19 protein-coding genes and 1 other annotated feature are annotated in these 20570 nt (G+C 35.1%); all 19 genes read right to left on the bottom strand.

Features of this window, described 5'->3' with window-relative positions:
- Window positions 1–444 (bottom strand): hypothetical protein, encoded by a 444-nt coding sequence (locus CYJ72_RS11535; RefSeq protein ID WP_101813706.1) that lies wholly within the window; start codon window positions 442–444, stop codon window positions 1–3.
- Window positions 445–1078: 634 nt separating this feature from the next.
- The gene (thrC, locus tag CYJ72_RS11530) at window positions 1079–2581 is read right to left on the bottom strand and encodes a threonine synthase (protein ID WP_101813707.1); all 1503 of its coding nucleotides are present in this window, start codon (window positions 2579–2581) and stop codon (window positions 1079–1081) included.
- A gap of 167 nt (window positions 2582–2748) precedes the next feature.
- Window positions 2749–3039 (bottom strand): 50S ribosomal protein L27, encoded by a 291-nt coding sequence (gene rpmA, locus CYJ72_RS11525; protein ID WP_066127071.1) that lies wholly within the window; start codon window positions 3037–3039, stop codon window positions 2749–2751.
- Window positions 3040–3052: 13 nt separating this feature from the next.
- Window positions 3053–3400, bottom strand: coding sequence for a ribosomal-processing cysteine protease Prp (locus CYJ72_RS11520; protein ID WP_066127076.1), 348 nt, complete (start codon window positions 3398–3400; stop codon window positions 3053–3055).
- A gap of 2 nt (window positions 3401–3402) precedes the next feature.
- A complete protein-coding gene (rplU, locus tag CYJ72_RS11515; RefSeq protein ID WP_066127078.1) occupies window positions 3403–3711 on the bottom strand; it encodes a 50S ribosomal protein L21 in 309 nt (102 codons plus the stop codon).
- 33 nt (window positions 3712–3744) lie between these two features.
- Window positions 3745–3815 (bottom strand) — a sequence feature (ribosomal protein L21 leader region).
- 980 nt (window positions 3816–4795) lie between these two features.
- The gene (gene mreD / locus CYJ72_RS11510; RefSeq protein ID WP_066124855.1) at window positions 4796–5338 is read right to left on the bottom strand and encodes a rod shape-determining protein MreD; all 543 of its coding nucleotides are present in this window, start codon (window positions 5336–5338) and stop codon (window positions 4796–4798) included.
- Entirely contained in the window at window positions 5328–6173 is an 846-nt protein-coding gene (gene mreC, locus CYJ72_RS11505) for a rod shape-determining protein MreC (protein ID WP_066124853.1), read from the bottom strand. Before mreC ends, mreD begins: the two co-directional genes overlap by 11 nt.
- A gap of 31 nt (window positions 6174–6204) precedes the next feature.
- Window positions 6205–7227, bottom strand: a complete 1023-nt coding sequence (locus CYJ72_RS11500) for a rod shape-determining protein (RefSeq protein ID WP_066124851.1) — start codon at window positions 7225–7227, stop codon at window positions 6205–6207.
- A 208-nt stretch (window positions 7228–7435) separates the two neighbouring features.
- On the bottom strand, window positions 7436–7948 hold the full coding sequence (locus tag CYJ72_RS11495; RefSeq protein ID WP_066124849.1) for an adenine phosphoribosyltransferase: 513 nt from the start codon (window positions 7946–7948) through the stop codon (window positions 7436–7438).
- Window positions 7948–10290, bottom strand: a complete 2343-nt coding sequence (recJ, locus tag CYJ72_RS11490) for a single-stranded-DNA-specific exonuclease RecJ (RefSeq protein ID WP_284629933.1) — start codon at window positions 10288–10290, stop codon at window positions 7948–7950. Before recJ ends, CYJ72_RS11495 begins: the two co-directional genes overlap by 1 nt.
- Before the next feature lie 12 nt (window positions 10291–10302).
- Window positions 10303–10674, bottom strand: a complete 372-nt coding sequence (locus tag CYJ72_RS11485; RefSeq protein ID WP_066124845.1) for a lipopolysaccharide assembly protein LapA domain-containing protein — start codon at window positions 10672–10674, stop codon at window positions 10303–10305.
- Window positions 10675–10685: 11 nt separating this feature from the next.
- Window positions 10686–11474 carry an SDR family NAD(P)-dependent oxidoreductase gene (locus CYJ72_RS11480; RefSeq protein ID WP_284629931.1) on the bottom strand — a complete coding sequence of 263 codons (789 nt, stop codon included), beginning with the start codon at window positions 11472–11474 and terminating at the stop codon, window positions 10686–10688.
- Window positions 11464–12417, bottom strand: a complete 954-nt coding sequence (rnz, locus tag CYJ72_RS11475; RefSeq protein ID WP_066124843.1) for a ribonuclease Z — start codon at window positions 12415–12417, stop codon at window positions 11464–11466. The genes CYJ72_RS11480 and rnz overlap by 11 nt, the downstream gene beginning before the upstream one ends.
- A 35-nt stretch (window positions 12418–12452) precedes the next feature.
- On the bottom strand, window positions 12453–14297 hold the full coding sequence (locus CYJ72_RS11470; RefSeq protein WP_284629928.1) for an acyltransferase family protein: 1845 nt from the start codon (window positions 14295–14297) through the stop codon (window positions 12453–12455).
- A gap of 11 nt (window positions 14298–14308) precedes the next feature.
- Complete coding sequence (obgE, locus tag CYJ72_RS11465) at window positions 14309–15613, bottom strand: GTPase ObgE (protein ID WP_066124839.1); 1305 nt, start codon at window positions 15611–15613, stop codon at window positions 14309–14311.
- Between the two features lie 34 nt (window positions 15614–15647).
- Window positions 15648–17675: a glycine--tRNA ligase subunit beta gene (gene glyS / locus CYJ72_RS11460; RefSeq protein WP_284629926.1), complete on the bottom strand. Its 2028-nt coding sequence runs from the start codon at window positions 17673–17675 to the stop codon at window positions 15648–15650.
- A complete protein-coding gene (glyQ, locus tag CYJ72_RS11455) occupies window positions 17675–18574 on the bottom strand; it encodes a glycine--tRNA ligase subunit alpha (RefSeq protein ID WP_071409149.1) in 900 nt (299 codons plus the stop codon). Before glyQ ends, glyS begins: the two co-directional genes overlap by 1 nt.
- A gap of 220 nt (window positions 18575–18794) precedes the next feature.
- Entirely contained in the window at window positions 18795–19628 is an 834-nt protein-coding gene (gene recO, locus CYJ72_RS11450) for a DNA repair protein RecO (protein ID WP_284629923.1), read from the bottom strand.
- Between the two features lie 33 nt (window positions 19629–19661).
- Window positions 19662–20567, bottom strand: coding sequence for a GTPase Era (gene era, locus CYJ72_RS11445; RefSeq protein ID WP_066124830.1), 906 nt, complete (start codon window positions 20565–20567; stop codon window positions 19662–19664).
- Between the last annotated feature and the right edge of the window lie 3 nt (window positions 20568–20570).

The raw sequence follows: 20570 nt of genomic DNA, 5'->3' as shown, positions 1-20570 counted from the left end.
TTACCCGATTTCGCCAGATTTACCTAATTTCTCAACTAAAGCAGGAATTAAACCACGAGCAATACGTGCTCCATAGACTACCGTCTCATATAGTGGTGTGACATCTTCGCCAACACGAATAATATTTCTTAAGAAAATTTCACCATCCATTGCTAAATGTAAAGTATAATAACCGGTTTTCATTTCATTTAATTCATTGATTAAGTCTAAAGCTTCACCACGTTTATTGTAATCATTTAATAGATGAACATGGCGATAAATAATTTGACTATCGACATATGGATCTTCACTTTCTTGAATAATAATTTCGACCATTAATAATTTTGTTTCACTGGCCTTAAACTGCAAGCGATATAAATGGTGCCCATTTTCAATTTCTTTATAATTAGCTGGTATCTTCTTCTCAGCTAAGATCTTGTCAAATGCTTCTTTAATTTTAGACATATAATCTTCCTCTCTGAATGACAATTATAGGAAAGCTCCCACATTGATTAATTATACTATACATTCCCTTTAAACTAAAGTTAAATTAAGGACGGCAATTGAAGGTGTTAAGGGAGTGGACAAAAAGTAGAAAATCGAATGATTTCGCTTCGTCTGTCCGCCCCCGCACAGTTGGGAGTGGACAAAAAGTAGAAAATCGAATGATTTCGCTTAGTCTGTCCACCGCCGCACATTTGGGAGTGGACCCAAAGAAGAAAATCGAATGATTTCGCTTCGTCTGTCCACCCCCGCACAGTTGAGTAGGTCTCAAACAAGTCGTTAAGACGCAGGTTGAGGCCACTCAACCACTGCGCTTTAATTAAATAGATATGCCTGAACAGAATTTTAAAAGTTTTTGCCCAGCCTTAAACAAAAATAAATTGGTCGCCCATTCAGTCCAATATTGAATTCCTAATGATTTGCTAATGAAAATTGATTATAACGCTTTAATTATTAACGGAATTAACCAAAGTCATCGACCTAAAAAATTTTATTTTAATTCATAAGATCACTATATTGATCAAATTAACTGATATATACTTGATTTAAGCAAAGCGTTATGACTTTAACCATTAAATATTAACAACTTAAAACATTATTTTAATAAAAATCGTAAAATAGTGTCTTTCATCTCTTCAATTTCCACGACTTCTTGATGTCGAATTGGCGCATCAAAAAGATTTTCAATGGCAGACGGCACTTCAATTTGACTAATTTCAGCCAATTTTTCAATTAATTGACGTCCAGATAATTGACTAGTATTAACTTCCAATGCATGTAACACACTTTCTGGGAATTTATAAGGGCTGGCAGTGCCGGCAATGACCGTTATATTTTGTCGATCTTGCGATTGAGTTTCCTTTAGATATTGTTGGTATACCGCATATGCGACAGCCGTATGTGGATCAAGAATATAATGATTGTCTTGATAAACCTCTTTAATGGTCGTAGCAGTTAAGACATCATCTGCTTCATTAGCATAAAAATCAGTTAATTGTTCTTTAACCGCCTGATTAATTTGATAGCTTCCCTCTTTAATTAATTGTTCCATCCATTCTTTCGTTGGCTCATCTTGACGTTGATTCAATAAATAAATCAGTCTTTCAAGATTACTTGAAACAAGAATGTCCATTGATGGCGAACTGGTTAAATAGAAAGGACGTCTTCTATCGTAGATACCCTCATTAAAGAAATCGACTAATACATTATTGCGATTAGACGCACAAATAAGTTTTTCAATTGGTACCCCAATTAATTTAGCAAAATAAGCCGCCAAAATGTTCCCAAAATTTCCCGTCGGCACCGAGATATTTATTTGATCACCTGATTTAATTGCACCATTTTTTAATAACTGAGCATAACTATATACATAATAAACTACCTGTGGCACTAATCGACCGATATTTATGGAATTGGCACTGGAAAGTAAAAAACCTTGTTTTTTAAGTTGTTTATTTAATGCTTGATCATTAAATAATTCTTTTACTTTAGTTTGAGCGTCATCAAAGTTTCCTTTAACTGCCACTACCTTAGTATTATTCCCCTCCTGCGTAACCATTTGTCGTTCTTGAATGTCACTGACGCCATCTTTAGGATAAAATACCACTATTCGTGTATTAGGTACCTCGCTAAAACCAGCTAGAGCTGCCTTTCCAGTGTCCCCAGAGGTAGCAGTTAGAATGACTATTTCTTCTTCTATCTTTAATTTTTTAGCAGCAGTGGTTAATAAGTACGGTAAAATCGATAAAGCCATATCTTTAAAAGCAATCGTATTCCCATGAAATAATTCAAGAATCGATACTTGTTCATTAATAGCTTTTAAAGGGGCAATCAATTCATTATCAAATTTATCATCATAGGCACGATCCACACAATAAGCTATTTCATCTTCCGTAAAATCAGTAAAAAATGCTCCTAAAACTAATTTAGCGATTGTTTGATAAGAGGCATCTTTTAAGTGGTCCCAATCTAAGTCAATTGTTGGCATGGTCTCTGGAAAGTATAGTCCTCCATCATTAGCGATACCTTTTACAATGGCTTGAGCGGCCGTTAATTTATTCTGATTATTTCTTGTACTATTATATAAAATTTGTGTCATTACCATCCCTACTTTCTAAGAATAATCATACTAAATCCTCATCAAATTGTCACTTAATTCCGGTAAAATTAAGTAAAAAAAAGACATATTAGTTTTTTTTAGACTAACATGCCCCTTTTCTGCCCCATTCATTTTTGAAGAATGTCTAGAGCCTTTATATATATGGATTAAGCTTCTGCAGCAACTGGATAAACAGAAACTTGTTTATGTTTTTTACCTTTACGTTCAAAGCGTACAACACCTTCAACTAAAGCGTATAATGTATCATCGCCACCGCGACCTACATTGTTACCAGGATGGATTTTAGTACCGCGTTGACGGTATAGGATAGAACCACCAGTAACTGTTTCGCCGTCAGCTGCTTTAGCACCTAAACGTTTAGCAATAGAATCACGACCGTTTTGAGTAGAACCTCCACCCTTTTTAGTAGCGAATAATTGTAAATTTAATTTCAACATGAGACAGCACCTCCTATGGTATAAATTTTGAATTTTGAATTTTGACGAATTCAGGATAACTTTCAGCAATCACTTCTAAAGCAAACACTAAATGTGATAATAATAGTTGTGATTGTTCAGTTTGTTTTTTGGTCAATTCAGTTGGTAAAATTATTTTTAAATAACCCCCATCAACTTCGTTCACTTCTGTTTGAACGGGTACTTGGATCAGTTGATGTAATGAATTTTCGACCGAAATCAGTTGACTTGAAACAGCTGCACAAACAATATCATAACCAGAATCAGCATAACCTGCATGTCCGGTTGTAATAATTTGTTGAATCAATTGTTTTTCATCAACCATTACTTTTATCTTAATCATAATTAAGCGTTGATTGCGTCAATTGTTAATTTTGTATAAGGTTGACGATGACCTTGTTTACGATGTGAATCTTTACGACGTCTGTATCTGAAAGTTACAACTTTCTTTTCACGACCTTGTTTTTCAACAGTCGCTTCAACAGTTGCGCCTTCAACTAATGGAGTTCCTACTTTTGTAGTTTCGCCACCTACTAAGATTACTTCATCAAAAGTAACTTTATCGCCTGCTTCTACATCTAATTTTTCAACAAAGATTGATTGACCAACTTCAACTTTAATTTGTTTACCGCCAGTTTTAATAATTGCGTACATTAAAGCACCTCCTATATTATATTTACGGGTTTCCCCTACACTTAGACTCGCCATGTTAAGTGCCATCAGGTCTTAAAACTCAACTTGTGCGGTTGCAGATGTGGTGCTACACAAATACAACATAAGTATCATAACAAATATGGCCTTCAGTGTCAAAGTTTTTTTCGAAAAAGAAATGTAAATTATTCTGGTGTTGTTAAACTATATTACCCAAGGTCGCATTACCCTAACATTTACAGTTGCTTATTGTTTATATCATTCATCAAAAAGGGAGTGGGCAAGAAGTAGAAAATTAAATAATTTTCGCTTCATCTGCCTACCCCCGCACATTTGGGAGTAGCCAGAAGTAGAAAAGCGAATGATTTTCGCTTCGTCTGTCTACCCCCGCACAGTTGGGAGTAGACCAGAAGTAGAAAAGCGAATGATTTTCGCTTCGTCTGTCTACCCCCGCACAGTTGGGAGTAGACCAGAAGTAGAAAAGCGAATGATTTTCGCTTCGCCGGTCTACCCCCGCACAGTTGGGAATAGACCAGAAGTAGAAAAGCGAATGATTTTCGCTTCGTCTGTCTACCCCCGCACAGTTTTGTAGGCCTCAAACAAGTCGAAAGACGCCGTTTGAGGCCACTCAACCACTGCGCTATTAAATATCGAGCAATCACTTGATTGAATTTATCAAATTTATGCCTTACTTCATTAAGACGCAGTTTGAGGCCACTCAACCACTGCGCTTTTAAATATTGAGCAATCACTTGATTGAATTTATCAAATTTATACCTAATCTCATTAAGACGCCATTTGAGGCCACTCAACCACTGCGCTTTTAAATATTGAGCAATCACTTGATTGAATTTATCAAATTTATACCTAATCTCATTAAGACGCCATTTGAGACCACTGAACCACTGCGCTTTGAATTAAATAGATATACCAAAACATAATTTAAAAATTTTTTGCCCAGCCGTCCAAGCCTTACCGATTTAGTGTAAAGGCAGATATTTTAAAAATCTCATTATAGGTCAATCTCTTGCTTACCATACTAATCAATCTTTACGCAATCACTAAATGGTTTTAGTCCAATAATTAATTAAATAATTATGTAGTTTTCGTATCCTAGCCAAGATAGTAAGGCTTTAGAAGGAAAATACATTAAAAATGATAATACAATATTAAAAATTAAGGTAGGCCAAAGTTGAGTCGCTAAAAATTCAGTTAATGTGATAATAGTATAGCCTACTTCTCGATAAAAAACGAAAACGATAAATTCTGTAATAGTTATCGCAACAATAAATAACATCATATGTAAAATAGTATTTTTAGGAAAATACTTTTTAGTCTTTAGGATTAGATAAGTCACAATAAAGTAAATTGAGGCATAAATACCCAAAATGGTTGTATTATAACTATCTGTTAAAAAGCCAAAAATTAAAGCATTAATCAGAATCGATTCATCACGAAAGTAAAAAGCAAAGAGTGTTAAAATATATAACGCCATATGCGAAACTATGGTCTGGTCATTTCCTAAAAAAGCAACCGGAAAGATTGCAGGTAAAGCTGAATCAATAATGATACTAAAAAATAAGAAAAAAGGTAAAAACCACTTTATTCTGCGATCACGATTAATTTTCACTTACATCACTCTGCCCTTCACGCATAATGACGGTGACAAATCGAATATCGGTCATTTCACCAGCCGGTACAATTTCAACCGTCTGGAATAAACCATAATCATCCATACGCACATTGGCCACTTCACCTATTAATAGCGTTCTCGGAATGATACCGCCCAATCCCGATGTAATAACCATATCTCCTTCTTTCACCTCAGCTTCAGGATTTACTTGAGTCATAATATAACGCTTCGTTTTACGATCATAAGATGAAACAATTCCATTAGCAGAGCCGCTCTTAGATTGAATATTAGCTGATACCATACCAGCATTTGATTTTTCAGAGGTTAATAATAAGACTTTGGAACTATTAGCGTTGACTTCAATAATCCGTCCAACTAATCCATTACCTGCCATAACGGCCATATTTTCTTTAATACCTTGGCTTGAACCAACATCAATCGTTAAAGTTTCCATCCATTGATCAGGGTTACGAGCAATTACTGTAGCATTTTGAACCGTAAATCCTCCTAAACTTTCGTTTAGTTTTAATTCTTTACGCATTGCTTCATTTTCAGCCTCTAAGTCTGCCACTCGTACTTGTAATTCATATACTTGATCAATTTTAGACTTTAATCGTTGATTTTCTTCAAAAGTATTGATTACTTTATCAACAGAATTGACGAATTTGACAACGACATTGACCGGTTCAGAAAAGACTCGACCCGTCCAAGATGCCGTATCATTTATCGCACTCGTGAAAATATTATTTGTTCCTTTGGTCATTGTATATGCAATTAATGACACCATCATAATCGTACTTAATAATATTCCGATTAATTTTTTATTATTCATCTACGATCCTCTTTCTCTACTCTTTTCAAGTTTAACGTCTATCACGTTCAGCTAATCGTGCTTGATTTTCCATTTCTTTGAGAAGTCTTCCCGCACCTACGACTACTGTATCCAATGGTACTTGTACTAAATGAACCGGAATACCAATCTCTCTTTGAATCCTTTCAGGTAAACGACGTAAAAGTGAACCACCACCGGTTATCACAATACCCGATTCCAATACATCCACCGCTAATTCAGGTGGCGTTTCTTCTAAAACTTGTTTAATTGCAGTAATAATAGGGTTAATCACCTCATCGATTGCTTCGGCAATGACATTCGCGCGTACAATTTTTTCTTCAGGTAGACCGGTCGCTATATTGCGTCCTTTAATCACTCGTTGATCTTTTTCATCATCTTTGGTAAAATTCGCATTACCAATGGTTAATTTTATTTCTTCAGCGGTCTGCATGCCAATAACTAATTGATAACGATCACGCACATAATCTAAAATAGCCTCGTTCATTTTATGACCACCATAAACAATGGCGTTACCTTTAACAATCTCGCCATAAGAAATAACGGCAATATCCGTCGTGCCTCCACCAATATCTACTACCATTTTACCACGTGGCTCATAGATAGATAAATTGGCACCTAAAGCCGCAGCGAAGGGTTCATCCACTATCAAAGCTTTTCGTATTCCAATATCTTTTATCGCATCAATCACTGCGCGACGTTCTACTTTAGTAATGTTACTTGGAACACAAATAACAACATCTGGTCCATTAAATGAGCGGTGTATCGCTTTTTTTATGAAATGGGCCAACATTTGCTTAGTTAAAGAAAAATTAGCAATGACGCCATCCTTCATTGGACGAATGATTTCATAATTATCCGAGGTCCGTCCGACTAATTGTTCAGCTTCTTTACCAAATGCTACTGCTTCTTTTGTATCTTTCTTAATTGCAACAATAGAAGGCTCACGTAAGGCTATTCCTTTATTTTCAATATAGATTAACGTATTTGCTGTTCCTAAATCAATGCCAAGACGTTGTTTGCCAAAAAAAGCCATTGTAACCCTCCATTCATCTACTATGCCAACAAGGCTTCTAGCTCGTTACATTATAACAAAATTTTTCTATAAAAACTACTTGAATTCATTGTATAAAAGAAAATATCAAAAAAAATTAAGAATTAAAAAGAGACTGAAACCCTTCCTATTCTTAATGATACATTGTATCTGATATAAGAATAGTGTTAAGTTTTCAGTCTCATAATGATTAAAAGTTCATTAATGTAATATAGTCATATCCTTTAATGTTTTCTTTACCATTTAATTCATCTAATTCAATTAAGAATGCACAGCCGGCTACAATACCGCCTAGTTTTTCAACTAAATCAATGGTTGCTTTAATAGTCCCACCTGTAGCTAATAAGTCATCAGTAATTAATACACGTTGACCAGGTTTAATCGAGTCTTCATGAATTGTCAATACGTTTTTCCCATATTCTAAAGAGTAGTCTACTTCAATCACTTTACGAGGTAATTTACCCTTTTTACGAATCGGAACAAAGCCAATTTCAAGTGCGTATGCCACTGGACAGCCTACAATAAACCCTCTTGCTTCTGGTCCAACCACGACATCCACTTCTAATTCTCTTGCATAGTTAACGATTTGTTGGGTTGCATAAGCAAAGGCCTTACCATCTGCCATTAACGGTGTAATATCTCTAAAAATAATACCTTCTGTAGGATAATTATCTACACGCGCAATATACTCTTTTAAATCCATTAATTTTTCCTCAATTCATTAATATATTGTTTTATCTGTTCGATTGTTTGATAGTTCAACAATTCTTCAGTTTTAAATGACTGCTCATACTGTTGGTACGCATTTGATTCTACTAAATCCACTTTGACATTTTGCTCTACGGGTAACGGTACTGTCAGTCCATCCTTCATTATAACAAATTTCACTTCAAAAAACACTTTAAAAATACATTTTAATTTGGTAACAGGTAAATTCATTTGTTGACTTAAAACTTGTATCGCTTTTAATAAGTCAAAACCATTTTTTTGACCTAAAATCCAACGATAAACAGCAGCAAATTCTGCTCTTGATGGCAATCCAGCTAGCCATTTCGATTCTGTTAAATAAACACCTAGATCGACTAATTTGATTTTAGAATTCAGCATCAATTGATTGAATTGTTCCATATTATTTGGATTTTCTATTAATGCAATATGTGATAAATCTAAATTTAATGCTTGATTATTGAGCCATTCATCATAACTAATCATTGTATTGGATGGATGAACTCGATCTGCTAACCATTCTTTTAAATTAGGTTGCTGGTAAAAAAATACCGTGTTGCGATTTTTTAATAATGCATCATTAAATTTACTAGAACGAAAATCACGAATCATAATCCCTTTGACTTTAACATCCAGTACTTGGATTTGTACTTGGCGATTCCCTTGCCATTCATTTATATCTATATAACCGATTAATGAGAAAGTTTCATCTAAGTTAATTGGACTAAATAAATTCGCTTTGGAAAAACCTATCCCTTCAATACTAGTATTATCTTTATAAATCGAAAATTTAATATGTTGGTGTTGATTACCTATGACTCTTTTTTGCTGTAGTTCCACATCATTAAAAGCAAATACTGGTTTAGGATTATCCATACCAAAAGGCGCTAATAATTGACATTCTTTAACAAACTCCTCCGTCGCTATTGTTAAAGGGAGTGCCATATCAACTTTTAAAGTTTTAGGTTGTTCGAAAACAGCTTGATAATTGGCCATTGTAGACAGCATGGCTGTTTTAAAATTTTCCCATTCATTTTCTAAAACAGTTAAGCCTGCTGCTTGGCTATGTCCTCCGAATTGAGCTAAATAAGTTTTATTTTCAGTTAAACAGTCAAATAAATTAATCCCTTCAATTGACCGACCACTTCCACGAAAACGTTGTTCAGCTTGTTGATATTCAAAAATGATTGTTGGACGATGATAGCGTTCAGTAATCTTACTCGCAACAATTCCTAAAACGCCTGCTGGCCAATTAGGCGCAGCCGCGATAATAATCGGTGGTAAAGTAGCATAGTGTTCGATTTGTTCCATGACTTGTTGGGTGATATCATTAACAATCGCTTGTCTTTTTTTATTTTGTTCGTTCACTTTTTGAAGTAAGTGATCAGCTTCAATATCATCGATTGTTTTTAGTAACTCTAGTGCAGGAGTTGGATCGCCTAAACGTCCCACCGCATTGAGTCTGGGTCCCACTACAAATCCAATCGTATCAGCATTAATTTTTCTTAAATCAACTGATTCTTCCACTAACATTTTTTCAAGACCAATCCGCAAGGTCTCACTCATTAGTTTTAAGCCACTCTTAACAATCGTTCGATTCTCATCCGTTAGAGAAACCAAGTCAGCGACTGTCCCAATTGCCGCTAATTCCATACTATTAATCGGCAACTCTCCTAATAGAGCATGCGCCAATTTTAATGCTACACCTGCACCACTTAATTCACCAAAAGGATAGTGACCTTCGGGATGACGTGGATGAATAATGGCATAAGCAGAGGGTAACGTTTCTTGTAGTTCATGGTGATCCGAAACAATCACATCGACCCCTTGACTCTGTGCATATTCAATCGCTTCAAAACCTGCCACTCCATTATCACAAGTTAAAATGACACGTACGCCTTCTTCAATAAAATGTTGATACCGCTCGATATTTGGACCATAGCCATCGATTAAACGATTGGGTAAATAATAGGTAAAATTTGCCCCTAATTCTTCTAATGCTTCTATTAAAATTAACGTACTTGTGATACCGTCTGCATCATAATCACCATAAATTAAAATTAATTCGCCTGCTGCAATTGCTTGATGTAATCGTTCAATCGCACGCTCCATTTGATAAAATAAAAACGGATCATGATAAAGTTGTGGTTCTGGATTTGTCGCTTCTAATATCTTATCCACTGAATTCAGCCCACGATTGATACATAAACGAAGAAAAGCGGGAGAAAAATCTAATCCCGCTGTCTTCATTGTATCTAATTGTTCATCAATTTTCCCGTCTGTTACCGGTATTTGCCAATGATTTTCAATTAAACTCATTTTAACTCTCCATTATTCAGAAAACTTAGTGTCCTCTACTTGTAAAGTATTATTATTTTTTACTTTTAAATCATTAATTTGACTACGTAAATGAGAAATTTCTTTGTCTTTTGCTGCTAATTCTCTTAAATTTGTTTCTTTTAAAGTATTTAATTCTTTTACTGTAGCATTTTTAGATTTTTTCTGTCCTGAAATAGCTGAAATTGAAGTAATTAAACCGACAATGACTCCCACTAATAAACTTAATAAGATAACTAATACAAGTGGAACAGTAAATTTAGCAAAAAACAAGTCAATTGGAACAGTACTTGTATTTTGTAAAGCAAAAATCACCACTAAAATTAAGATAATGATCGAGACAATAAGTTTCCATTGTTTTTTCATAATTTTCACTCCTATTTCAAATTAAAGATATTAAGGGCTAAGTAATCTCCTACATAAGGAAATATCTGATATAAATTGGCTGCTAAAGACATCGATAAAGGTAAATTAATTTCGCGTGTATACGGCTTTTGGGTCGCAACTTTAATAATTTTATCCGCTACTAATTCTGGTGTGATTGTAAATCTTTTGACCTTTTCGTAATAATCTCTTAAATTTTTATCATAACTAAAAAATGGTGTCGCTACCGGTCCTGGATTAACAGTTGTGACAAAAACATTGGCTTGTTTAAGTTCTAACCGCAAGGCATTCGCATAGCCAATAACCGCAAATTTAGTGCTAGAATAGACACTGGAATTGGATGTGGCCATTTTGCCTGCCATCGAACTCACAAAGAAAATGTGGCCGCTATGTTGTTGTACCATTAATTGAGATATTAAAGTAGTCAAATATATCATACCAAAAGTATTCACTTTAAACATCTCGTTAACTTCTTCATAACTAAATTCATTCGCTAGTTTAAATGTACCATAACCTGCACAATTTATTAAGTAATCTACCCTTTGATATTTACTTTTTATTTTTTGATAAGCATATTCTAATTGGATTTTATCACTGACATCGCATTTTACAACCAAGCTATCCGTATGATATTGGTGATATAACTGATGAGCTAAATTTTCTAAAGCTGATACATTACGCGCTATTAAAACTAAATGCGCACCTTGTTTTGCTGCTTTTATCGCGACCGCTTTACCAATCCCGCTGGAAGCACCCGTTATGACCATCACTTTATTGTTCATCTGGCATCTCCTTATGATTGCCCACTTCAACCTCAGTAAAATCATAGACAATTTGCGCTTGAGGAAAAACAGTTTTAGCCTGCTTTTCTAATTTCTTAGCATCAGCCCCTAGATAACGAGCACTAATATGATTCATTAACAGTTTCTTTACTTGTGCCTCTTTTGCGACTTTTGCTGCTTGTATATTCGTTGAGTGAAAATGAGCATAAGCTAAATCCTTTTCTTGATCGACATATGTTGCTTCATGAATTAAGACATCCGCACCTTTTGCCAAAGTCACTAAATTAGCACATGGACGCGTATCACCTAAAATGGTCACAATTCGCCCTTTCTTTTCTTCGCCAAGAAAATCATTCCCATTTAAAATGGTTCCATCGGCAAGAGTTACAGTTTCGCCTCGTTTTAATTGCCCAAAAATAGGTCCATTAGGAATATTATAGGGCGCTAAACGATCGATGAGTAATTCTCCTTGTGAATCCGGTTCAACTATTCGAAATCCAAAACTAATCACACCATGATTTAAAGGTAAATAATCGATTTTCCAACCATTAGCAAACTTTAATTGTCCGCCTTCATTGTTTAATTCCACGAATTTAATTGGATAAGACAATTTGGATTTAGAAAAACGCAAAGCATTTTGAACGAATTGGCGAATACCTTGCGGACCATATATCGTTAAGGGATCATTGCCTCCCCCTTGAAAGGAACGACTACTTAAAAAACCCGGAAGACCAAAAATATGATCACCATGCATATGAGTAATAAAAATATTGGTTATTTTTCTTGGTTTAATACTAGTTTTTAATATTTGATGTTGAGTGGCTTCCCCACAATCAAATAACCATATTTCATTGATTTCGTCTAATAATTTTAATACTAATGAACTAACATTACGAGCTTTGGCTGGTACACCTGAACCCGTACCTAAAAATTGTATCTTCATCTAAAACTCCTAACTAATCGTTAATATGACAAATTTTATTGCTGACGATACAGTTCATTTGCCATTAATTTTGCTAACTCTAAACTTCCCTTTTCATTGGGATGAAATTCATCAAGTAACCAATCCGGATGAGTATTAGCAACACTCGCCCAATCGATTAATCTCACATTTCCATAACGTTGAGCTGCTTTAAATAATTCATTGTTGACTTGCTGTGTCCAAGCACGATTAGGACTGATTAAAACGAAATATATCATTCGATTTTCACCAATAGCCTCTATATAATCGTCGAGTTGGCCTTTGGTAAAAGCGCCATTCGTCCCTAGTAATGTGATTACCGTTGGTGTTAGTTTATTTTTGGCTTTTAAGGCTTCGATATCACTAACACTGTTATATAATTGACGTCCTTCATTGGCATCTATCACTGCTTTAGGAAAAACATCAATTATCTGTTGTGCTGATGCTAAAAAGATCGAATCGCCTACAAATGTGACTTCGATGGCATTAGCATATAACTTCACTTCTTGTTCTAAGCCTTCAATATTGTTGATAACAATTTTAGGTCGTTCATTTGAATTAAGTGTTTGATCAACAATCGCTTCATTGTGTTTGAATGTTTCAGCTAATTCTTGCACGACTCCTGCTCTTGTTTGCGGTGCTAATAATATGCCGAATAGTCCGATAAAGAGTATTATTCCATAAAAACCACTGAAAAATTTTACTTGTTTAAATTTACCCGGGTTATTTTTTAAAAATTTAAATTGGAATCTTGTTTTTCGTATATTAGAATCTTGTCCAAATGGTAAGACTATTTTACGACTTTCAATGAGATAGTAAGCAAATTCAGCAAAAACAACCAATAAAAGACAGCCAACAAATATATGAACCGCATAACTCCGATTAACCTTTTTTAATAATTCTGGCATCACTAATACAATTGGATAAAACCATAAATAATAGGTATAGCTTTTTTTACCTAAATAAACAAATGGTTTAAAACTAAAAAATTTATTTAACCAAGTATCTGGATATAAGGTAATAAAAATAATAATTAAAGATAAGAGTGTAAAGAGCGTTATACCAAAACGAAAAGCAAAAGGTTGCGTACCATACATATAACGTATCATCATCCACATCAGCCATAAAATAGCAATACCGAAACCATTTAACAGCCCTTTCGCTTGTGAATTGATTACTTTCGGTTTTAAATTATATGGCATCGCTAAGCTGAGCACTCCACCTAATGTATAAGCAAATAATCGGGCTAAGGTATTAAAAAATATACTGGAATGTTCATGACCCGTAGTTTGTAAATACCACATTAACACCATTGAAATTAAACTGACGATTGAAAGCATATTGATCGCAGTTGAGGTGCTTTTATGCCATTTATAGCAAGATTCAATTAAGAGCGGTGTTAATAATATGAGTTGTGCGTACATCGAGCTATACCATAAATGAGCAAAAACACTTTGGTTAGCTGCTTGAGCAAAAAATGAGTTCCCTGTTAAGATTTGATAAAAATTATTAACAAATAAAAGACTGCTCAATCCCATATTTCGTAAGTTCATATAGTTTTGGGGTGATATGAACATAATGAAAACGGTCATAAAAATCATCATAAATAACATAGGGAAGAACAATTTATCAAACCGTCGTCTTAAAAAGTTGCGATATTCCATGGGTTGTTCTAAAATGATTCGCTTCTTAAAAATACGAAAATTTAAGAAACCACCTATTAGGAAAAATAAATTAACGGCAACAAAGCCACCGGGAACCAAATGCTGCAGATAGTAATAGGCAATGATAATAACTAAAGAGAGACCTTTAAGTCCATCTAACACTTCTATTCGATTTTGATTCGACTTACCTATTTGCATATTGCTCACCATTAATCCATAAACTCGAATTGATAACCAGCTAAATCGACAATATCACCATTTTGGGCACCGTGTTGGCGTAAAGCTTCGTCTACTCCCATGGTACGTAGTTGGCGAGCGAAGCGCGCAATACTTTCATCATGAGCCATATTGGTCATCGCATACAGTTTTTCTATTTTTTCCCCGTATAAGCGCCAATATCCCTCACCAAGTTGTTCAATCATGAATGGTACATCTTCTTCTAATTGATAATGAACCGCTTCGATCACTTCTTCATCGAGTGGTATGAAGGTCGTTGTTTGAATTAATTCATATACTTTATTTAATAAAGGTTTAATGCCAGTTGTTTGCCAAGTACTAACTTCAAAGATAGTTGGTAAATCTTGTTGTTGTTCTTGATAATAGCTAGCAATTTTTTCTTTAAAGAGTTTAATGTTTTCTTGAGCCACTACTTCATCCATTTTATTAGCTACAATCACCATTGGTCGTTCTAATAACTTAGCATTATATGCTTTTAATTCGTGCATAATGTCTAAGAAATCTTGATAAGGGTCACGACCATGTACGCCAGCCATATCAATCACATGAATTAATACTTTGGTCCGTTCAATATGACGTAAAAAATTTATTCCTAAGCCGACACCTGCTGAAGCTCCTTCAATTAAACCAGGCATATCCGCTAAGACAAATTCTTTACCAATGCCTAAATTAACGACGCCTAAATTCGGTGTTAAAGTCGTAAATTGATAGTCTGCAATCTTCGGTTTGGCATTACTTACAACGGATAATAAAGTCGATTTACCAACACTTGGATAGCCTACTAATCCCGCATCCGCAATCACCTTTAATTCCAAAGATAATGCCCGTTCTTCACCCGGTTCACCATTTTCGGCAATTGAAGGGGCCGGATTTTTATGAGTGGCAAAGCGAATATTTCCGCGTCCCCCTCGTCCGCCTTTGGCGACAATAACTTCTTGTCCATGGTCAACTAGATCAGCAATTAATTGCTCTGTTTCCACATCGCGTACAATCGTTCCGGGTGGTACTTTGACAATCAAATCTTCTGCACCCGCTCCATATTTACTTTTACTCATGCCATTTTCACCATTGGCTGCTTTAAAATGACGATTATAACGGAAATCCATTAAAGTATGGAGTCCTTCATCTACTCGAAAAACAACGTCACCACCACGACCACCGTCACCGCCAGCCGGTCCTCCATCTGGTACATACTTTTCCCTTCTAAAAGCAACCATGCCATCGCCACCTTTACCAGCTTTGACATTCACAACTGCTCTATCTAAAAACGTAGACATATTATCACTCCCTTTCTTTTAACAAGTTCTATTTTTAAAATTTACTAATTAATAAACGTGGATCTAAATAATCTAAAACATATTGAGTTAAAGTTGTCATTGTCGCATAACGATTGGCTTTGATTTTTTCATCTTGATCATTGACCATGTTCTCTTCAAAATAATGGTCAATCGGTGCGACTAAGTGTTGTAAAGTATCTAATACATTCCCTAGTCCTAGTGATTGGGCTAAGCCAATCAAAGTTTTTTCTGATTCTGTTTGAGCTAAAGCTAAATCAAGATGAGTATTTTCTGTTTTGCTACCTAAATTAACCACTCGGCTGATGGCTTCAACAATAGCGCGATAGTTCTCTGGCTCATTGTCTTTTTTAGCTTGCAATGCTTTAGCCGTTTCAACCATTAATTTAAAATTTAAGCCTTTAGAAGCTACCACAGCTTGAATAATATCAAAGTCTATTTGTTCTCGTTCTAAAGCAACTGACATTCTAGCATTAAAGAAATCAATCAGATGTTTTAGTAATTCATTATTACCTTTAACAACTGAATGATTTTCTAATATCGCTAATAAATCGATTTGCCAGTCGGTTGATAATAATATTTCTACTACTCCCATCGCTTGACGTCTTAATGCATAAGGGTCGTTTGAACCGGTTGGAATTAAATCGACACTAAAGTAATGAATTAAAGTATCTAATTTATCAGCTAATGTTAATAATTTGCTGGCGGTTGTCGTTGGTAATTGACCTCCACTTGATTTTGGTAAATATTGTTCACGAATCGCGATGGCAACTTGTTCATCGATACCATAATGCGGTGCATACACATAACCAATTTCTCCTTGGAGCTCATCAAACTCGCCAACGGTTTGGGTCATCAAGTCATACTTATAAATTTTGGCTGCTTCAATAGCCGTATTTGTTGTTGCTTTGTCGACTTGTACTGACTTAGCAATTAAAGGAATAAAAGCCGCTACTCGTTGTTGTTTATCCGCAAGACTACCTAATTTAAAATGTTCATTAACAGACGTTAACTTATTTAAATAAAATGCTAAATCTTGTTTTAAATCTTCTTCATAGAAGAATAAGGCATCCTCTAAACGAGCACGTAAGACTTTTTTATTACCTTTAATCACATTTTCTAGATGGTCGCTATTACCATTACGTACAGAAATAAATATCGGTAAAAGTTGATTCGCTTGGTTTAAAGCATAAAAATAACGTTGGTGATCCTTCATCGCAGTTATTAATACTTGTTCAGGTACTTTTAAATACTCTTCTTCAAACTCACCATAAAAAACAGTTGGCCATTCCACTATGGAAGTCACTTCCTCTAGTAAATCTTCATCAATTGGCACAATCCAATTCTTTTCATTAGCCAATGATTCAATTTGGCTTTTAATGATGGCCTGGCGTTCTGCAAAATCGGCTAATACAAATTCTGCTTTTAATTGTTCAACATAAGTGGCTGGACTCTTAATTGACACTTCATGACCTAAGAAGCGGTGACCACGTGTCAAACGATCAGCTTGTACTCCAACAAATTCAAATGGTACCACTGTTTCATTTAATAAAGAAACAAACCAATGAATGGGACGAATAAAAGGTGTTTCAATTGCATTCCAATGCATCGTCACTGGAAAGGTCATTGCTTTAATGACTTGGGGCATATTTTTTAAGATATCAATGGTCTTGTGGCCTTTGATAAATTTATTAACATGTAAGTATTCAACACCTTTAATCTCTTCAACAAAGCTATCTTCTGGTGAGGCTTGTTGTCCTCTTAAAAAACCTAAAGCCGCTTTGGTCCATTCACCATTTTCATCTTTAGCTATTTTCATCGCGGGTCCTTTAGCCACTTCGGTAATATCCGCTTGGGCATCTGCTAAGCCATCCACAGTAACAGCTAAACGTCTCGGTGTGGCATAAGTCTTAATCGTACTAAATTCAATACGTTGCTCAGTTAAATAATCGGCTACGCGTGTTTTTAATTGATCACTTAATGACAGTAAAAAACGTGCAGGCACTTCTTCTAAACCAATTTCTAATAAATATTGATTACTCATTATTTCATCTCCTTAGATACTTGTTTTAATAAAGGATAACCTAATTTTTCTCGTTCATTAACAAACGCTTGTGCCACAGAACGAGCCATTTTACGGATTCTGGCTAAATAACCCGCACGATCAGAAACGGAAATCATGCCACGTGCATCTAATAAGTTGAAACTATGGCTACATTTTAAAATATAATCATAGGCTGGATGAACTAATTCAGCTTCAATTAAGCGCGTTGCTTCTTTTTCGTAGGCATCAAATTGTTGGAATAACATTTCACTATCACTTAATTCAAAAGCATAAGTCGAATGCTCACGTTCAGGTTGCTTGAAAATTTCACCATATTTAACGCCAGCTACCCATTCTAAATCATAAACATTTTCGACATCTAAAATATACATGGCTAATCGTTCTAAACCGTAAGTTAACTCAGAAGTTACTGGATTACATTTTAACCCGCCTACTTGTTGGAAATAGGTAAATTGGGTAATTTCCATCCCATCAATCCAGACTTCCCAGCCTAATCCGGCGCAACCTAAAGAAGGATTTTCCCAGTTATCTTCAACAAAACGAATATCATGTTCTAATGGATCAATTCCAATCGCTTCTAAACTTTCTAAATAGAGTTCTTGAATATTTAAAGGAGAGGGTTTCATAATCACTTGAAATTGATGATGTTGAAATAGTCGGTTGGGGTTTTCACCATAACGGCCATCTGCTGGTCTTCTAGAAGGCTCTACATAAGCCGCATTCCAAGGTTCAGGCCCAATCGCTCTCAGAAAAGTATAAGGGCTCATCGTGCCGGCACCTTTTTCATTATCATAACTATTTAAAATCATACAGCCTTGTTTTGACCAAAATTGTTGTAAGGTCATAATAATCTCTTGCATGGTTGTTTTCTTTTCCATACTATCACTCCTCAATAATATTAAAAAATCCCTATGAATAGCCAAATAAGACTACTCATAGGGACGAAAGTATTTTCGCGGTTCCACCCTAATTCTAGTAAGGACTAGCACTTTTAATTTTATATAAAATAACCAAAAGCATGCCTTCGATTTGCCCTAGCTTTCACTATTCTAGAGTCGCTATACTATCTTCTTTTTTCTTGCTTTTAATAACTAGATTTTACCTATTATCCGAGCTATTGTCAACTTGCGATTGAAGGCTTGTCGTTCTTTTTGAGCCTCTTTTTGATAGAATACTTTGATATTTTTGGTCCAATTGGTCCATTTCGTCAATAAACTGTTTACTTTTAAGTCTAATTCCAACAAATTCTTGATAAAGTTCTTTTGTCAGTCTTTTTAATTCAGTAATTGTTTCAAAACTAACATTGATGGAATTAATTTTATTTAAGGGGGTATTGGCTAATAAAAAAGCGACATGCATCGCCTTAGGGCTAATATGCAAGCGATAAGGATCATCATTAAAATGTTGTCGACAAATCAAGCCACCTAAATTGATACTAAAATCAAAAGGTTCTTGCCGACTCCCACATACCTGACAATGATGCCAATTTAATTGAGTACCAAAATAAGGTAATAAATAAATCTCAAAATAAACCATTAAGATGTCATGATTAAAACCTTCATTTAACTTTAATAATGTTTCATTTAATAAATGATACAAATGAGGTTGTGGGTCAAAATCTTCAAAAACCGCATCGATTAATTGCACAAAATAACTTGCATAAGACTGCAAGGTTAAATCCTCTAATACTTTCCGAGGAAAGGCTAATGTTGAGGCTTCTTTGACAAATGAAAAACCTGACGGGTTAATAGTACCCACATATTGATTTTTAGAAAATGGAATCAACTGAGCCCGCATAGCATGATTGGATTGCTGTCCTCTACGAATAAAAAACATCCGCTTTCCAAATTCTTTGGTCAGTAATTTTACAATCGTGTCTTCTTCGCGATATTGCCTACGGAATAAAACAATGCCTTCGAATGTTTCTTGCATGCCGTCACTTCCATTTCATTTTTCAAACTATGATTAATAATCGGTTTTCTTGTAGCCCAATTCATTGATATAGGTCTGTTTATTACGCCAATCCTTTTGCACTTTGACCCATAAATCTAGATAAACTTTATCATCTAATAATCGTTCAATGTCACGCCGAGCCATTTGACCAATCTTTTTAATCATCGAGCCCTGAGCACCAATAATGATTCCCTTTTGACTCTTTCTTTCAACGATAATGGTCGCTTGTACTTCCACTTTATCATTTTCATTCCGTTGCATACTTTGAACTTGAACCGCCACTGAATGCGGAATTTCTTCTTTCGTTAAAAGTAAAATTTTCTCCCGAATGAATTCAGCTACCACAAAATATTCCGGATGATCCATAATTTGATCAGCAGGATAATACTGTGGACCAACTGGTAAGGTAGATTTCAAAGTATTCATCATTTCTGGAACATTGTTCCCTTCCAAGGCACTGATTGGAAAGACTTCACTAAATTCTAATTCACTTGTATAAGATTCAATCGTTTCAAATAAACTATCTGGATGGACAAGATCAATTTTATTAATTAAAAGATACACCGGTACTGAAAGATTTTTTAATTTCTCGATGATCAATCGATCACCTGGTCCAATACTTTGAATCGCACTGACGACAAATAGTACAGCGTCGACTCCTTTCAAAGCACTATAAGCGGTATTAACCATAAAATCTCCTAGTGCATGTTTAGGTTTATGAATCCCCGGTGTATCAATGAATACAATTTGTGCCTCTTCATCAGTGTACACACCTTGAATTCGATTACGGGTTGTTTGTGCTTTGTCTGACATTATCGCAATTTTTTGTCCGATGACCCTATTTAATAAGGTAGACTTGCCTACATTTGGTCGTCCGATAATCGCAACAAAGCCTGATTTAAATTCTTTATTTGTCATAAT

It is taken from the genome of Globicatella sanguinis (genome assembly GCF_002847845.2).
Taxonomy (GTDB): domain Bacteria; phylum Bacillota; class Bacilli; order Lactobacillales; family Aerococcaceae; genus Globicatella; species Globicatella sanguinis.
Note: the sequence above shows the minus strand (reverse complement) of the source record. Positions and strands in the feature narration are given on the sequence as shown.

What these genes read in the sequence shown, in the direction of transcription:
- CYJ72_RS11495 (WP_066124849.1), bottom strand. Translation starts at nt 7,948, where the DNA reads ATGGATTTAAAAGAGTATATTGCGCGTGTAGATAATTATCCTACAGAA.
- glyQ (WP_071409149.1), bottom strand. Translation starts at nt 18,574, where the DNA reads ATGGAAAAGAAAACAACCATGCAAGAGATTATTATGACCTTACAACAA.
- CYJ72_RS11520 (WP_066127076.1), bottom strand. Translation starts at nt 3,400, where the DNA reads ATGATTAAGATAAAAGTAATGGTTGATGAAAAACAATTGATTCAACAA.
- obgE (WP_066124839.1), bottom strand. Translation starts at nt 15,613, where the DNA reads ATGTCTACGTTTTTAGATAGAGCAGTTGTGAATGTCAAAGCTGGTAAA.
- thrC (WP_101813707.1), bottom strand. Translation starts at nt 2,581, where the DNA reads ATGACACAAATTTTATATAATAGTACAAGAAATAATCAGAATAAATTA.
- recO (WP_284629923.1), bottom strand. Translation starts at nt 19,628, where the DNA reads ATGCAAGAAACATTCGAAGGCATTGTTTTATTCCGTAGGCAATATCGC.
- era (WP_066124830.1), bottom strand. Translation starts at nt 20,567, where the DNA reads ATGACAAATAAAGAATTTAAATCAGGCTTTGTTGCGATTATCGGACGA.
- CYJ72_RS11535 (WP_101813706.1), bottom strand. Translation starts at nt 444, where the DNA reads ATGTCTAAAATTAAAGAAGCATTTGACAAGATCTTAGCTGAGAAGAAG.
- rnz (WP_066124843.1), bottom strand. Translation starts at nt 12,417, where the DNA reads ATGAAGATACAATTTTTAGGTACGGGTTCAGGTGTACCAGCCAAAGCT.
- CYJ72_RS11480 (WP_284629931.1), bottom strand. Translation starts at nt 11,474, where the DNA reads ATGAACAATAAAGTGATGGTCATAACGGGTGCTTCCAGCGGGATTGGT.
- CYJ72_RS11485 (WP_066124845.1), bottom strand. Translation starts at nt 10,674, where the DNA reads ATGAAAAAACAATGGAAACTTATTGTCTCGATCATTATCTTAATTTTA.
- rpmA (WP_066127071.1), bottom strand. Translation starts at nt 3,039, where the DNA reads ATGTTGAAATTAAATTTACAATTATTCGCTACTAAAAAGGGTGGAGGT.
- glyS (WP_284629926.1), bottom strand. Translation starts at nt 17,675, where the DNA reads ATGAGTAATCAATATTTATTAGAAATTGGTTTAGAAGAAGTGCCTGCA.
- CYJ72_RS11470 (WP_284629928.1), bottom strand. Translation starts at nt 14,297, where the DNA reads ATGCAAATAGGTAAGTCGAATCAAAATCGAATAGAAGTGTTAGATGGA.
- mreC (WP_066124853.1), bottom strand. Translation starts at nt 6,173, where the DNA reads ATGAATAATAAAAAATTAATCGGAATATTATTAAGTACGATTATGATG.
- CYJ72_RS11500 (WP_066124851.1), bottom strand. Translation starts at nt 7,227, where the DNA reads ATGGCTTTTTTTGGCAAACAACGTCTTGGCATTGATTTAGGAACAGCA.
- rplU (WP_066127078.1), bottom strand. Translation starts at nt 3,711, where the DNA reads ATGTACGCAATTATTAAAACTGGCGGTAAACAAATTAAAGTTGAAGTT.
- recJ (WP_284629933.1), bottom strand. Translation starts at nt 10,290, where the DNA reads ATGAGTTTAATTGAAAATCATTGGCAAATACCGGTAACAGACGGGAAA.